Here is a 15,228-nt window from a genome sequence, read left to right on the forward strand (position 1 = left end):
TATCTGGCTTAGCATCAAGCCTATGCCTGAACACAAACGGACGGCCACGGGTGTGCTCGGCGGTCTCGTCGGCCTCGTCGGTCTCAGCGCCGTCGCGGGTCTTCTCGTGGCCGCCACCGTCACTCCGGCCATCGCCGTCACCGGGGCAGCCGCATCCAGCGCCATCTCGATCTTCGACAACATGCCCAGCATCCTGAAGATCGACAAGCTCATGCAGCCGACGACCATCTGGACGGGCGACCAGGTGCTCGCGCAGTTCTACGATCAGAACCGCCAGCCGGTCGAGTTCGACGAGGTCGCACCGGTCATGTACGACGCGATCCTGTCGTCCGAAGACCCGCGCTACTACCAGCACGGCGGCGTCGACCTCATCGGCACCACCCGTGCGCTCCTCAGCAACGCGCAGGGCGGGCAGACGCAGGGCGGATCCTCGATCAGTCAGCAGTACGTCAAGAACGTCCTCATCCAGAAGTGCGAGCGCGACGCGACCGCCGAGCGCGATGACGCCGGCAACGAGATCCGCTCGCGTGACGAGGTGCTGCAGAGCTGCTGGACGGAAGCGACGACGGCCTCCGGCGTCGAGGGCTACGAGCGCAAGCTGCAGGAGATGCGCTACGCCATCCAGCTCGAGAAGGAGTATTCCAAGAACGACATCCTTCTCGGGTACCTGAACATCGCGAACTTCGGCGGCACGAACTACGGCATCGAAGCCGCCGCCCGGTACTACTTCAACGTCCCGGCCGCCGAACTCAGCCTCGGCCAGGCCGCCACGCTCGCGGGCATCGTGCAGAACCCGAACACGTACCGCATCGACCGTGGAGACCGGGGCACGATCTTCGACGCCGACGGTGTCGCGTACAACAAGGCGCCCGACGGCTCGATCGACGACGTCAACCCCGGCACGATCCAGGCTCTCAACACGCTCCGCGACGAGGGCACGATCACCCCCGAGCAGTACCTCGCCGCCGCCGACGGCTACAGCGCGACGAAAGGGCGCCAGCTGTACGTGCTGAGCCGCCTGCTGGACGACGGCAAGATCACGCGCGACCAGTACGTCGCCGCAGCGGTCGAACCGATCACGCCCCAGATCACGCCCGCGTCGCAGGGATGCGCCGCATCCGCCGCCCCCTACTACTGCCAGTACGTCGTCTCCGTGATCCGAAACGATCCCGCGTTCGGCGAGACGGGCGAGGAGCGGTTGCGCTCGCTGCGTCAGGATGGCCTCAACATCCACACCACGCTGGCCGTGGACGTCCAGAACGCCGCCCAGCAGGCCATGAACGACTACGCGCCCGCGTCGGTGGAGGGGATGCGGTTCGGTTCCGCTTCCGTGAGCATCGAAGCGAAGACGGGTCGTGTCCTGGCGATGGCGCAGAACACCCGATTCACCGAAGACGCGGACGTCGCCGCATCCGACCCCGCCTACACCTCAATCGTCTACGCGGGCGATCGGAGGTTCGGTGCTTCCGACGGGTTCAACGCCGGGTCGACGTTCAAGCTGTTCACCCTCGTCGACTGGCTCGAGCAGGGCCGATCGGTCAACGAGGTGGTCAACGGCCGCGATCGTCCCGTCCCGAACATGACCAACTCGTGCTTCGGGAACTACGTCAACACGGACAAAGCACGCATCCGCAACTTCAACAACCAGGGCGGGTACAACGGCACTCCGATGCAGTTCACGCGGCAGTCGCTGAACACCGGATTCCTCGGCATGGCCGCCGAACTCGACCTGTGCGACATCGCGAAGGTCGCCAAGAAGATGGGCGTCACCCTCGCCAACGGCAACGACATCGAGATGCGCTATGGAAACAACGTCATCGGCAGCGACGCGGTGTCGCCGCTGGCGATGGCCGGCGCGTACGCGACGGTCGCGAACGGCGGCGTGTACTGCGAGCCGAAGGTCATCGACCGTGTGACCGACAGCGACGGCACGGAACGCCCCGAGCTGGTCCCTGTCCGCTCGTGCACGCCCGTGCTGTCGCCGGAGGTCGCCGCGACGGCGGCTTCGGCCCTCGCCGGCGTCATGAACGGCGGCACCGGCGCCCAAGGCAACCCATACGACGGCACCCCCCTCATCGGGAAGACCGGTACGCACGAGTCGCTGCAGTCGTGGATGATCGAGTCCTCCACGAACGTCACGACCGCCGTTTGGGCCGGAACGGTCGAGGGTCAGGGCGACATCGCGCGCAACTGGTACAACGGACGCCGGCTCATGGACATCCGCTACCCGATCGCGCGTGTGGTCCAGGGCGTGGCGAACCAGTTCTACGGCGGTGACCCTTTCCCCGCACCCGATAACAACCTCACGCGGCGCGTCACCCGCGAGGTGCCCAACGTCGTCGGCCAGACGGTCGACCAGGCGACAGCAACGCTGACGGATGCGGGCTGGGAGGTCGTCGTCGGCGAGCCGGTGGACAGCGACCAGCCGACCGACATCGTCGCCGCGCAGAATCCGGCCGGGTCTGCGCCGGGAGGCACCCCGATCACGATCAACCCGAGCAATGGCCAGGCCGGCGCGGTGCCCGATGTGACCGGTCAGGCTCCGGTCAAGGCGCTCGCCACACTTCGTCAGACGTTCCCCGAAGCGACGCTCGGCACGTGCACCGAAGATCCGGAGGGCGGCCCCCAGGGCCGCGTGACCGGGACCGATCCCGCCGCCGGGAGCGTCGTGCCGCGCAGCGCCGCGATCACGATCGACTACACCAGCGAAGACTGCGACTAGGTGGCGCCCGGCTCCATCGCCAAGACCACCCTCACGGCCCTCGGTGCCGTGGGGGTGGTCGGCGCATCCGCCGCCGTCTGGGGGATCGGGATCGAGCGGTACCTGTTCACGGTCCGGCACGCCGCCCTGCGAGTCCTGCCCGCCGGCGCGTCGCCCCTGCGCGTGCTGCATCTCTCCGACGCCCACATGGCTCCGTGGCAGAGACGCAAGCAGCAGTGGATCGCCGGCCTGGCCGACCTGCGGCCGGACTTCATCGTCAACACGGGCGACAACCTCGGCCATGCCGACGGCCTCGCCGGCATCCAAGCGGCCTTCGCGCCCTTCGCCGGGATTCCCGGCGTCTTCGTGCACGGCTCCAACGACATGCAGGCCCCCTCGCCGCGCAATCCGCTGCTGTACTTCTCCGGCCCGTCCAAAAGGAAGCCCGCGGTGCAGAACCTCGACGTGGACGCCCTCGACCGCTACCTCGAGGACGACCTCGGCTGGCGCGACCTGGACAACACCGCGGCGGCGCTCACGGTGGGCGAGCTGCGCATCCGCGCGTTCGGGGTGGATGACGCCCACCGCGACTGGGACGACCTCGGCGCCACCGCCGCCGCACTGGCGGGTCTGGAGCAGGGCGATCTGTCGCTCGGCGTCACCCACGCGCCGTACCGCCGCGTTCTGGACCAGTTCACCGACCTCGGCGCCGACGTGCTGCTGGCCGGCCACACGCACGGCGGGCAGGTGCGCATCCCGGGGAGCCGGAACGCTCTCGTGGCGAACTGCGACATCCCGCTCGACCAGGCCCGTGGCCTGAGCGACTGGACGCACGACGGCCGCACCGTGCCGCTGAACGTCAGCGCGGGGATCGGCCACTCGATCTACGCGCCGGTGCGCTTCGCGTGCCGCCCTGAGGTCACGCTCCTCACGCTCCTCCCGCGTTGAGCCCCGCCACCTCTCCTCGCCCGCTGAGCCCGGCCACCTCTCCTCCCCAGGCCCGCGGCAGCGGCCGCCGTCCACAGACGGCGTCCGCACGGCGTCCTCGGCGTCGCGCTGCGTGCACGATCGGTGAATCCGATCCGCCGAAGGGGAGCCGTCCATGCCTGCTGTGCCCACCCGCCACGCCTCGCTGGCGCGCCGCCTCGTCCTCGCCCTCGTCTTCGGCCTCGCCGTCGCCGGTGCCGTGCTGACGACCGCACCACCCGCCGCCGCCGCGTCCCAAGGCTCCGGGTTCGGCACCTGGGCTCCCCTGTCGGCGCACGGATGGCACGGGTCTATGCTCATCGACGGCATCCACACGTACTGCATCGTGCCGGGGCTGCCGGCTCCGACCGGCCCGAGCACCGACCACGGCATTCGCGGCGACGCCGCCGGACTCTCCCCGAAGCAGCTGGCCGGGATCAACCACCTCGTGACCACCTACGGCCAGACCGCCGATCCCGTGCAGGCGGCGAGCGTCGGGTGGGCCGTCAAGGCCATCGCCGACCTCGACACCACCCTGCACTCGTGGGGCTACCAGGGCGACTCCCTCGCCGAAGCGGTCGATCACATCTTCTCGCGCCTGGCCCCGGAGCATTCCGCCGCGATCCAGCAGAAGGCCGAGGCGTACTACGCCGAGGGCATGGCCGTCACCGTTCCGGGCGCGGATGCCGCCCTCACCCTCAGCACCGACGACGCCGATCCGCGCCGCGGCGCGCTCCGCCTGGACGGCGCGGCGGGGACGGCGGTCGTCCTGACACTGGAGAACGCCGTCTTCGCCGACACCGGCACGGCCGAGCTCGCCCGCGCGGTGCCGGGGACCTCGTATGAGATTCGCGCGGTCGCGCCCGACGACAGCGGTGCGCCGGTCGCGGTGCGCGCGAGCGCGGCGGTGTCGGCGACGATCGCGCCCGCAGTGCGGTACTTCACGACCGAGGGCCAGCAGCACACGGCGGGGCCCGGCGGATCGGTGCAATACACGGTGACGGCACAGGATGCCGCGCCCCGTCCCGTCGTGTTCTCCCCCGGCATCACGACGCAGGTTCTACCCCCGGAGTCGGCGACCGGGTACTTCGTCGACGACGTCACCCTGACCCCGGTCGAGGGCGTCTGGCCGCGCTCGGCCGACGGTGGGCTCGTCCCGCTGCGCGCCACGGCGGTCGTATACCGGACAGAAGCGGCACCGGCCGGACCCGACGTCCCGGCCGACGCCGTGCCGGTCGGCGAACTGGAGCTCCTGACCGACCCCGAGCAGGGCAGCGGCACGTATCGCGTGACCTCGCCGTGGCAGCTGCCAGGCCCGGGGTACTACACGGCGGTGTGGGAGATCGCGGCATCCGCTCAGGAGCCCGAGGTCGCGCGTCATCTCGAGCGCGACTACCGCTGGAGCGAAGACTTCGGCGTACCCAGCCAGGTCGTGCACGTGCCCGCCCCGCCCGCGGCGCAGCCCCCACCGGAGGAGGCTCCGCGCGCCCTCGCCGCTACCGGCCTGTGGGACGACGCCGGCACCCGGGTGGGGGCCGGAGGGTTGGCGGCACTGCTGGCCGGCGTCGCACTCCTGGCGCACCTCTCCCAGCGACGCCGACTCGGGGCACGCTGACGGATGCGGCCGGTTCGGAGCATGCCCGCTTTCAGGGTAGACTCGGGGGGTTGCAACGGGGTGTGGCGCAGCTTGGTAGCGCGCTTCGTTCGGGACGAAGAGGCCGCAGGTTCAAATCCTGTCACCCCGACCACGTAGCATCGAGAAGAAGGCCCCGTCGCCTGACGGGGCCTTCTTCTTGCCTCGGACGTCTCGGACAGGAGCACTGTGCCCGCATCCACGCCCCGCCTCGTCGCCTTCGATCTCGACGACACGCTGGCCCCCTCGAAGAGCCCGATCGATCCACGAATCGGCGAGCTGCTCATCGCGCTGGCCGAACGCGTCGAGGTCGCGATCATCTCCGGCGGTCAGCTCGCTCAGTTCCGCAGCCAGGTCGTCGACCGCCTGCCGGCGGCCTCTGCCGAGACGCTCAGCCGCGTGCACCTGATGCCCACGTGCGGCACGCAGTACTACCGGCTCACCGGCGGAGCCATCGAGACCGTCTACGCCCACTCGCTCACCGACGACGAGAAGTCGCGCGCGCTGGCAGCGGTGGAGGAGGAGGCCCGGCGCCTCGGGCTGTGGGAATCGGAGACGTGGGGCGACATCCTCGAGGACCGCGGCTCGCAGATCACCTTCTCCGCGCTCGGGCAGAGGGCTCCGCTGGAGGCCAAGACGGCGTGGGACCCGACGGGATCCAGGAAGAACGCCCTGCGCGAAGCGGTGGCCGCCCGCATCCCCGACCTCGAGGTGCGCTCGGGGGGCTCGACGTCGGTGGACATCACCCACCGCGGCATCGACAAGGCCTACGGCATGAAGCAGCTCGCCGAGGTCACCGGCATCCCCCTCGACGACATGCTGTTCGTCGGCGACCGGCTCGATCCCGACGGCAACGACTACCCGGTCCTGGCGCTGGGCGTCCCCTGCCACGCGGTGCACGGGTGGCCCGACACCGCCGCGTACCTCGACGCTCTCATCCCCACGCTCCCCGCGCGCTGACCCGCGAAACACCACATTCCGCCCGAGACAACGCGCGCCGCGTGATGCCTCAGCCGGGATGTGGTGTCTCGGTTGCCTCAGACCTCGGCCGGGGAGGGCGCGGACTGGCCGAGCGGGACGAGGCGCGCGAGCTGCGTGACGTGCTTCGGCTCCAGCTCGGCGAGTGAGGCGACGCCCAGCAGCGCCATCGTGCGCTCGATCTCACTGCGCAGGATCTGGATGGTGCGGTCCACGCCCGCGCGTCCGCCGGCCATGAGCCCGTACAGGTACGCACGGCCGATGAGGGTGAACTTCGCGCCCAGGGCGATGGATGCGACGATGTCGGCGCCGTTCATGATGCCGGTGTCGATCATGACCGTGGCGTCCTTGCCCACTTCGCGCACGACGTGGGGCAGGAGGTGGAACGGGATGGGCGCGCGGTCCAGCTGCCGGCCCCCGTGGTTGGACAGGATGATCCCGTCCACCCCGGCGTCGATCAGGCGCACACTGTCTTCGACGTTCTGCACGCCCTTGATCACGATCTTCCCGGGCCACATCCCCCGGATCACTTCGAGGTCGTCGAAGCTGATGGTGGGGTCCATCGCGGCGTTGAGCAGGTCGCCGACGGTGCCGCCGGTGTCGGTGAGCGAGGCGAATTCGAGCTTGGGCGTGGTGAGGAAATCGATCCACCACCACGGCCGCGGGATCGCGTTGACGATCGTCCCGAGGGTCAGCTGCGGCGGGATGGAGAAGCCGTTGCGCTTGTCGCGCAGGCGCGCGCCGGCGATGGGGGTGTCGACGGTGAACATGAGGGTGTCGAACCCCGCCTCGCCCGCGCGGCGGACGAGGTCGTAGGAGATGTCGCGCTGGCGCATGACGTACAGCTGGAACCAGTTGCGCCCGTGGGGGTTGGCCTGCCGCACGCCCTCGATCGAGGTCGTCCCCAGGGTCGAGAGGGTGAACGGGATGCCCGCGGCCGCCGCCGCCGAGGCTCCCGCCGTCTCCCCCTCGGTCTGCATGAGGCGCGTGAACCCGGTGGGCGCGATGCCGAACGGCAGAGCACTGGGCCCGCCCAGGATCGTGGTGGAGGTGTCGACGTGTTCGGCCGGGCGCAGCACGCTCGGGTGGAACTCGATGTCTTCGAACGCCTGCCGGGCGCGGGCCAGCGACAGTTCGCCCTCCGCGGCGCCGTCGGTGTAGTCGAACGCCGCCTTGGGGGTGCGCCGCTGCGCGATGCGGCGGAGGTCGGCGATCGTGAGCGCGCCGTCGAGGCGGCGCTTCTTCCCGTTGAGCTCGGGCGCCTTGAACTTCATCAGCTCGAAGATCTCGACGGGCTTGGGCAGCTGGCGGGTGACCATGGTTGTCTCCTCAGAACGGGTGGGCGAGGCCCGCCTCGTCGTAGTACCGGGTGATGTGGCCGCAGATGAGGCGGCGCGCCGCCTCGCCGTCGGCGTCGTCGATGGCCGAGACGATCGCGCGATGCTCCGCCCGGAGTCGCTCGGCGGTGCCGTCCCAGTCGCTCATCGCCGCCGCGCCGGCGAGCACGTACGACTCGATCGCGGTGCGGAGGCCCTCCATCATCGCCGAGGCCACGACGTTGCCGGAGGCCTCGACGAGGGCGAGGTGGAACCGGGCGTCCAGGGTGAGGAACTCCGCCGGCGCGAGGCCCGGCGCATCCATCGCGTCCAGCACGGCGGCAGCGGATGCGGTGTCCCTGTGCGGATCGCCGGCCAGGTCCTCCAGCGCCGCGGCCTCCAGGACGACGCGCGTGCGCACGACATCGTCGACGGGGAAACCATTGGCGGCCACCTGCAGCCGCAGGATCGCGGATAGGCCACCGCGGGGGGCGGCCACGATCATCGCGCCGGCGCTCGGGCCGGAACCGGTGGCGGTGCGCAGCAGGCCCAGCACCTCGAGCACGCGGAGCGCTTCCCGCACGCTCGATCGGCCGACGCCCAGCTGCGTCGCCAGTTCGCGCTCGGGTGCCAGCCGGTCTCCTGGCACCACGCGTCCCGCCCGCAGCTCGGTCTCGATGTGCTCGAGCACCACCTGCCACGCGCGAGGGGCTGAGCGGTCTGCCATGGGACCTCCTGTGGTCAGACCACAGTACCGGCCTGGGACGGCGCCCACAAGCGGACTAGCCTGAGCGCGTGGACCCGCTTCTGATCGTGCTGCTGCTGGCCGCCGCCACGTGCGCGGCGTGCTGGATCCTGTCCCTGATCACCAAGGACACCTCCTGGGTCGACCGCATCTGGTCGATCGTTCCGGTCGCGTACGTGTGGATCTTCGCCGTCGCCGCGATCGTGGACGGCCGCGACGCGTCGCGCCTGATCCTGATGGCGCTCCTGGTGACGGCGTGGGGCGCGCGTCTGACGTTCAACTTCGCCCGCAAGGGCGGATACACCGGCATGGAGGATTACCGCTGGGCGATCCTGCGCTCCCGCATGAGCCCCGCGCAGTTCCAGGCGTTCAATCTGCTGTTCATCGTGCTGTACCAGAACGCGCTGCTCGTGCTCATCTCGCTTCCCGCGTTCATGGCGTGGCAGCATCCGGCGCGATTGACCGCGTGGGATACGTCGCTGGGCGTGCTGTTCCTCGCCTTCCTCGTCGGCGAGTTCGTCGCCGACCAGCAGCAGTGGGACTTCCACCAGGCGAAGAAGCGGGCGGGCGGCACGCTGGAGCCGGGGTTCGTCACCACGGGCCTCTTCCGCTACAGCCGGCACCCCAACTTCTTCTTCGAGCAGGCGCAGTGGTGGGTGTTCTACGCGATCGGCGCGGTCGCCGCCGCCGCGGGCCTGGGCGTCTGGGGCGGTCTGCTGAACTGGACGATCCTCGGACCGGCACTGCTCACGGTGCTGTTCATCGGGTCGACGATCTTCACGGAGTCGATCAGCGCGTCGAAGTATCCGGCGTACGCCGACTATCAGCGCCGCACGTCGATGCTCATCCCGCTCCCGCCGCGGCGACCTGCGGTGACGCAGCGCAGCTGAGCGTCAGCGGGTAGTGGCGTAGCCGGCGGGATTGCGACTCTGCCAGTTCCAGTAGTCGCGGCAGGCGTCGTCGATCGACAGCCGTGTGCGCCAGCCCAGCTCCCGCGCGGCCTTCGACGGGTCGCAGTACGTCGCGGCCACGTCCCCCGGTCTGCGCGGCAGCACGCGGGCCGGCAGTTCGCGGCCGACGGCCTTCTCGAACGAGGCGATGAGCTCCCGCACGCTCACCGGCGTGCCGGTGCCGAGGTTGTACACGGCGTACCCGGGCTTCGCCTGCTCCAGCGCGACCACGTGACCCTCGGCCAGGTCGACGACGTGGATGTAGTCGCGCAGACCGGTGCCGTCGGGGGTGTCGTAGTCGTCGCCGAAGATCCCGATCTCATCCAGCGCCCCGATGGCCACGCGCGAGACGTAGGGCATGAGGTTGTTCGGGATGCCTGCCGGATCTTCGCCGATGAGCCCGCTCGGGTGCGCGCCCACGGGGTTGAAGTACCGCAGCACCGTGACGTTCAGCTCGGGGTTCACGCGGGCAAGGTCGGCGAGGACGACCTCGTTCATGCGCTTGGACTTGCTGTAGGCGTTGGAGAGGTCCACGCTCGTGGACGCCTCCTCCGTGAAGGGGAGGTCGGCGGGGTCGGAGTACACCGTGCCGGTGCTGGAGAAGACGAGCGAGCGGATGCCGTGGCGGACCCCGACCTCTGCCAGGGCGAACGTCGTGTCGAGGTTGTTGCGGTAGTACTCCAGTGGGATCTGCGTGGACTCCCCCACGGCCTTGAAGGCGGCCAGATGGATGATCGCGTCGATCGGGCCGTGCGCGGCGAAGACGCCCTCGACGACCTCGCGGTCGGCAGCATCCCCCACCACCAGGGGCGCGGGCTTGCCGGTGATCTGGGCGACCCGGTCAGCGGCGACCGCACTCGTGCCCGACAGGTCGTCCAGCAGCACCACCTCGTGACCGGCATCCAGCAGGGATACGGCGGTGTGCGCGCCGATGTAGCCGGCACCACCGGCCAGAAGTACTCGCATGAAGCCAGCGTATCCGCCCGAGGGCAGCAGGTCAGGCGTGCTCAGCGCCCGTCGAGGCGACCGCCCGATTCGCGCAGATAGCACACCCCGCACATCGACTCGTACGTCACGACTCCGGTCGTGGCGCCTTCGTCGATGGCGACCTGGTCGCCGTGGAACACGAACCGGCCGTCCACGAGCCGCGCGTTGAAGATCGCCTTCCGCCCGCATCGGCAGATCGTCTTGAGCTCTTCCAGGCTGTGCGCGACCTCCAGGAGCCGGCGCGAACCGGGGAAGGCTTCGGTGCGGAAGTCGGTGCGGATCCCGTATGCGATCACGGGGATGTCATCCAGCACCGCCACGCGCAGCAGATCGTCGATCTGCCCGGGGGTGAGGAACTGCGCCTCGTCCACGAGCAGGCACGCGATCGCGCGGTCACCGGCTGCCGCAGCGAACGCTGCGCGGGCGTCGTCGTGCGGCCCGATCAGGAAATCTACCCCGCGCGACACACCGAGCCGGCTCTCGATCCGCTCGGCGCCCTTGGTGTCGATCACGGGCTTGGCCAGCAGCACCTGCTGACCGCGCTCCTCGTAGTTGTACGCCGCCTGCAGAAGCCCCGTCGACTTGCCGGAGTTCATCGCGCCGTAGCGGAAGTACAGCTTCGCCATGCGCGGCTCTAGGCCGTGAGCGCCAGGACCTGGGCGGTCTCGCCGGTGATCTCGCGCGCCACCTCGGGCCGCGGGTTGAGCGTCTCACCGTAGCTCGGGATGAGCTCCTTGAGCCGCCCCTCCCATTCCGGCATGCGCTCGGGGAAGCAGGTCTTGAGCAGTCCGAGCATGATCGACACGGCTGTGGACGCGCCGGGGGATGCGCCGAGGAGCCCGGCGATCGAGCCATCCTCGGCCGTCACCACCTCGGTGCCGAACTGCAGGACGCCGCCCTTCTTGGGGTCGCGCTTCATCACCTGCGCGCGCTGTCCGGCGTTCAGCAGCTCCCAGTCCTCGTCCTTGGCGGTGGGCATGAAGGTGCGGAGGCTGTCGACCTTCTTGGAGTGGTTCTTCAGCAACTCGCCGACGAGGTAACGCAGGAGGCTCGGGTTGTCGATCGCGACCTTCAGCATGGGCCAGAGGTTGTGCGCGCGCACCTGCGTCACGATGTCGAGCACCGAGCCGTTCTTGAGGAACTTCGGGCTGAAGGTCGCGAACGGACCGAACAGCAGTGAGGTCTCGCCATCCACGACGCGCGTGTCCAGGTGCGGCACCGACATGGGCGGTGCGCCCACCGATGCCTGCGAGTACACCTTCGCGCGGTGCTGCGCGACGATGGCGGGGTTGGAGGTCTTCAGCCACTGCCCGCCGATCGGGAAGACGCCGTAGCCCTTGATCTCGGGGATGCCCGAGCGCTGCAGGAGCTTGAGCGCCCACCCGCCCGCACCGACGAACACGAACTTCGCGCGGATGGTGCCGGGCGTGCGGCCGACCGTCCCGCGGTAGGTGGCCAGCCACGCGCCATCCTTCTGGCGCTTGAGCTTGCGCACCTCGCAGTTGGTCGCCACCTCGACGCCGGAGTCCTTGAGGTGAGCGAAGAGCTGACGGGTGAGCGCGCCGAAGTCCACGTCGGTGCCGGAGGGCACACGGGTGGCGGCGAAGGGCTGGTCGCTCTTGAGGCGCTGCTTCATGAGCAGGGGCGCCCACTGGTGGATGACGCGCGAATCCTCGCTGTACTCGATGCCGGCGAACAGCGGCTCCTTCTTGAGCACCTCATACCGCTTGCGGAGGTACTCGACGTCCTTCTCGCCGCGGACGAAGTTCATGTGCGGCGTGGCGTTGATGAAGGTGGACGGCGCGTCCAGCACGCCCTCCTCGACGAGCGTGGACCACAGCTGCCGGCTCTGCTGGAACTGCTCGTTGATCGCGATCGCCTTAGCGGGGTCGAGCGTGCCGTCTGGGCCCTGCGGCATGTAGTTCAGCTCGCACAGCGCGGCGTGGCCGGTGCCGGCGTTGTTCCACGCGTTGGAGCTCTCCATGGCCACGTCGCTCAGGCGCTCGCACACCACGATCTTCCAATCGGGCTGCAGATCCTTCAGCAGCGTCCCGAGGGTCGCGCTCATGATCCCGCCGCCGATGAGCAGCACGTCGACGTCTTCAGTCACCCGACAATTCTAGGCGGGCACGTCCTGCTCTCTCGACATCGAGATATCCGGACCGCTCGACGTCGAGAGAACGCTCCCCCGTGTCAGGCTCCGGCGCCCATGCGGGCCGCGACGATCTCGGCGATCTGCACCGCGTTGAGGGCCGCGCCCTTGCGCAGGTTGTCGTTGCTGATGAACAGCGCGAGCCCCTTGCCCTCGGGGGCGGACTGATCGGCGCGGATGCGGCCGACATAGCTGGGATCGGTGCCCGCGGCCTGCAGCGGCGTGGGTACTTCCTCCAGCTTCACGCCGGGGGCCGAGGAGAGCACGGCGCGGGCGTGCTCAGGTGTGATCTCGCGCGCGAACTCGGCGTTGATGCTGAGGGAGTGACCCGTGAAAACGGGGACGCGCACGCACGTGCCGGAGACGCGCAGCTCGGGGAGCTCGAGGATCTTCCGGCTTTCGTTGCGGAGCTTCTTCTCCTCATCGGTCTCGTTCGAGCCGTCGTCGACGAGGTTGCCCGCGAACGGGATGACGTCGAAGGCGATCGGGGCGATGTACTTCTCGGGCTGCGGGAAATCCAGCGCGGAGCCGTCCCGTGCCAGGCGCTCGACGTCGCCCTGCGCGAGCACGCCCTCGACCTGGCCCAGCAGCTCCTGCACGCCGGCCTGGCCCGATCCGCTCACCGCCTGGTACGTGCTGACGATCAGCCGCTCCAGGCCCGCTTCGCCGTCGAGCACCTTGAGCACGGGCATCGCCGCCATCGTCGTGCAGTTGGGGTTGGCGATGATGCCCTTGCGCGCCTCGGAGATGGCGTGCGGGTTGACCTCGCTCACCACGAGCGGCACGTCGGGGTCCATGCGCCACGCGCTGGAGTTGTCGATCACGAGCGCCCCTGCCTCCGCGAACCGGGGGGCGTGCGCGCGCGATCCGGTCGCGCCGGCGGAGAAGAGCGCGATGTCGATGCCGCCCAGCTCGGCGGTGGCGACGTCTTCGACGATGACGGCCTTGCCCTGGAAGATGACGTCGGAACCGGCCGAGCGCGCGGTGGCGAAGGCGCGCAGCTCGCGGACGGGGAATCCGCGCTCCTCGAGGATGTCGAGCATCGCACCGCCGACCTGGCCGGTGGCGCCCACGACGGCGACGGAGAGTCCTGAATCGGAGATGCGGGTCATGACGGTACCTCGATGCTGCGGGGCTGGGTGCTGCGAGTGGATGCCGCGGAGTCGCGGTGGCCCGATTCTATCGGTGCCGCGCGGCGCGCGTTCCGCCGTTCCTGGGCACGGCACGGAGGCTGCGGCAGTCGGCAGGACGGCTTCGCCGCCGCATCCGCCGGTGTCGCCGCTGGGCGTTCAGAACTCAGGAGATCCGGCACATCCGGGCCCCGCCGGCACCCGTCGCTCGGCGTGTCTCCTGAATTCTGAACGACCGAGGCGGCGCGGGCGTGGATGGCGGCGGACGTCAGCGGCCGGTGCCGGCGTAGACCGTCGCCTCGACGTCGCCGTCCAGGCCGTACGCGGTGTGCACGGCGCGCGCGGCCTCGGCCAGGTCATCGCCGCGGAGCACGACGGAGATGCGGATCTCGGACGTGGAGATCATCTCGATGTTGATGCCGGCCACGCTCAGCGCCTCGAACAGGGTCGCCGAGACGCCCGAGTGCGTGCGCATGCCCGCGCCCACGACGGAGAGCTTGCCGATCTGGTCGTCGTGCACGAGGCTTTCGAATCCGACCTCGGGCTGGTCCGCGGCGAGGGCGCGCAGCGCGGTCGCCGCATCCGTCTTGGGCAGGGTGAAGGAGATGTCGGTGCGGCCGGTCGCCGCTGCCGAGACGTTCTGCACGATCATGTCGACGTTCGCGCCGGATTTGGCGATGATCTTGAAGATCTCCGCGGCCTTGCCGGGGACATCGGGTACGCCGATCACGGTGATCTTCGCCTGGCTGAGGTCGGTGGCGACGCCGGCGACGATGGGCTCTTCCATCTGGACTCCCTCGGGGATCATGCTGGACGTGCGGGAGCGGTCGAGCACCCACGTGCCCTCGCTCGAGCTGAATGTGGACCGGGCGTGGATCAGCACGCCATGGCGGCGTGCATACTCGACGGCGCGGATGTAGAGGACCTTCGCGCCGTTCGCGGCGAGCTCCAGCATCTCCTCGCTGGAGATGCGGTCGAGCTTCCGTGCCCGCGGTACCACGCGCGGGTCTGCGGTGAAGATGCCGTCGACGTCGCTGTAGATCTCGCACACGTCGGCGTTCAGCGCCGCCGCGAGGGCGACGGCGGTCGTGTCCGATCCGCCACGGCCGAGCGTGGTGATGTCGCGCGTGTCGCGGTTGAATCCCTGGAAGCCGGCGACGATGACGATCGCGCCGTCGTCGAGGGCTTCGCGCAGCCGCACCGGAGTGACGTCGACGATGCGGGCGGCCCCGTGGGTGGCATCCGTGATCATGCCCGCCTGGCTGCCCGTGAACGAGCGCGCTTCGAACCCCATCGAGTGGATCGCCATGGCCAGGAGGGCCATGGCGATGCGCTCTCCGCTGGAGAGCAGCATGTCCAGCTCCCGCGGCGCGGGGATCGGTGCCACCTTCCCCGCCAGCTCGAGCAGCTCGTCGGTCGTGTCGCCCATGGCGCTCACGGCCACGACGACCTCATGGCCGGCTCGGCGGGTGTCGACGATGCGTTTGGCGACGCGCTTGATGCTCTCGGCGTCGGCGACCGACGAACCGCCGTATTTCTGGACGATCAGCGCCACGTTGGAACTCCCGGGATGCGTCGCCGGCGTGCCTCCGGCGAGTGACGGCGCGTTGCGCGCCCGACGCACCATCTTACGGAGGTGCGGATACCGGGACCGACATGCGGCGGTGCCG

At 69.7% G+C, this 15,228-nt stretch carries 12 protein-coding genes and 1 tRNA gene; 6 read left to right on the top strand and 7 right to left on the bottom strand.

Annotated elements, in window-relative coordinates; all coding sequences use genetic code 11:
* The first annotated feature begins 22 nt into the window (after positions 1-22).
* From F6J85_RS12915 to F6J85_RS12935, 5 genes are all read left to right on the top strand, one after another.
* Positions 23-2,722, top strand: a complete 2,700-nt coding sequence (locus tag F6J85_RS12915) for a transglycosylase domain-containing protein (RefSeq protein ID WP_150925544.1) — start codon at positions 23-25, stop codon at positions 2,720-2,722.
* Positions 2,723-3,649 carry a metallophosphoesterase gene (locus F6J85_RS12920; protein WP_150925546.1) on the top strand — a complete coding sequence of 309 codons (927 nt, stop codon included), beginning with the start codon at positions 2,723-2,725 and terminating at the stop codon, positions 3,647-3,649.
* Positions 3,650-3,803: 154 nt separating this feature from the next.
* Positions 3,804-5,282 (top strand): hypothetical protein, encoded by a 1,479-nt coding sequence (locus F6J85_RS12925; RefSeq protein WP_150925548.1) that lies wholly within the window; start codon positions 3,804-3,806, stop codon positions 5,280-5,282.
* A 56-nt stretch (positions 5,283-5,338) separates the two neighbouring features.
* A tRNA-Pro gene (locus F6J85_RS12930) sits at positions 5,339-5,415 on the top strand.
* Positions 5,416-5,489: 74 nt separating this feature from the next.
* Positions 5,490-6,260, top strand: coding sequence for an HAD-IIB family hydrolase (locus F6J85_RS12935; RefSeq protein ID WP_150925551.1), 771 nt, complete (start codon positions 5,490-5,492; stop codon positions 6,258-6,260).
* Positions 6,261-6,337: 77 nt separating this feature from the next.
* Here the strand turns inward: F6J85_RS12935 and F6J85_RS12940 are convergent, their stop codons facing one another.
* Positions 6,338-7,597: an alpha-hydroxy acid oxidase gene (locus tag F6J85_RS12940; RefSeq protein WP_150917787.1), complete on the bottom strand. Its 1,260-nt coding sequence runs from the start codon at positions 7,595-7,597 to the stop codon at positions 6,338-6,340.
* A gap of 10 nt (positions 7,598-7,607) precedes the next feature.
* Positions 7,608-8,321 carry a FadR/GntR family transcriptional regulator gene (locus tag F6J85_RS12945; RefSeq protein ID WP_150925553.1) on the bottom strand — a complete coding sequence of 238 codons (714 nt, stop codon included), beginning with the start codon at positions 8,319-8,321 and terminating at the stop codon, positions 7,608-7,610.
* A 68-nt stretch (positions 8,322-8,389) separates the two neighbouring features.
* Between F6J85_RS12945 and F6J85_RS12950 the strand changes: the two genes are divergently transcribed.
* Positions 8,390-9,229, top strand: a complete 840-nt coding sequence (locus tag F6J85_RS12950) for a DUF1295 domain-containing protein (protein WP_150925555.1) — start codon at positions 8,390-8,392, stop codon at positions 9,227-9,229.
* Positions 9,230-9,232: 3 nt separating this feature from the next.
* On the opposite strand, the gene galE is transcribed toward F6J85_RS12950, so the two are convergent.
* The 5 genes from galE to F6J85_RS12975 all read right to left on the bottom strand — a co-directional run bounded on the left by galE (position 9,233) and on the right by F6J85_RS12975 (position 15,113).
* Positions 9,233-10,255: a UDP-glucose 4-epimerase GalE gene (gene galE / locus F6J85_RS12955; RefSeq protein ID WP_150925557.1), complete on the bottom strand. Its 1,023-nt coding sequence runs from the start codon at positions 10,253-10,255 to the stop codon at positions 9,233-9,235.
* A 41-nt stretch (positions 10,256-10,296) separates the two neighbouring features.
* Positions 10,297-10,902: a thymidine kinase gene (locus F6J85_RS12960; protein WP_150925559.1), complete on the bottom strand. Its 606-nt coding sequence runs from the start codon at positions 10,900-10,902 to the stop codon at positions 10,297-10,299.
* A gap of 8 nt (positions 10,903-10,910) precedes the next feature.
* Positions 10,911-12,386: a malate:quinone oxidoreductase gene (locus tag F6J85_RS12965; RefSeq protein ID WP_150925561.1), complete on the bottom strand. Its 1,476-nt coding sequence runs from the start codon at positions 12,384-12,386 to the stop codon at positions 10,911-10,913.
* An 83-nt stretch (positions 12,387-12,469) separates the two neighbouring features.
* Entirely contained in the window at positions 12,470-13,540 is a 1,071-nt protein-coding gene (locus F6J85_RS12970) for an aspartate-semialdehyde dehydrogenase (protein WP_150925563.1), read from the bottom strand.
* Positions 13,541-13,826: 286 nt separating this feature from the next.
* Positions 13,827-15,113 carry an aspartate kinase gene (locus F6J85_RS12975; RefSeq protein WP_150925566.1) on the bottom strand — a complete coding sequence of 429 codons (1,287 nt, stop codon included), beginning with the start codon at positions 15,111-15,113 and terminating at the stop codon, positions 13,827-13,829.
* Positions 15,114-15,228 lie beyond the last annotated feature (115 nt).

The organism is Microbacterium lushaniae, assembly GCF_008727775.1.
Lineage (GTDB): Bacteria > Actinomycetota > Actinomycetes > Actinomycetales > Microbacteriaceae > Microbacterium > Microbacterium lushaniae.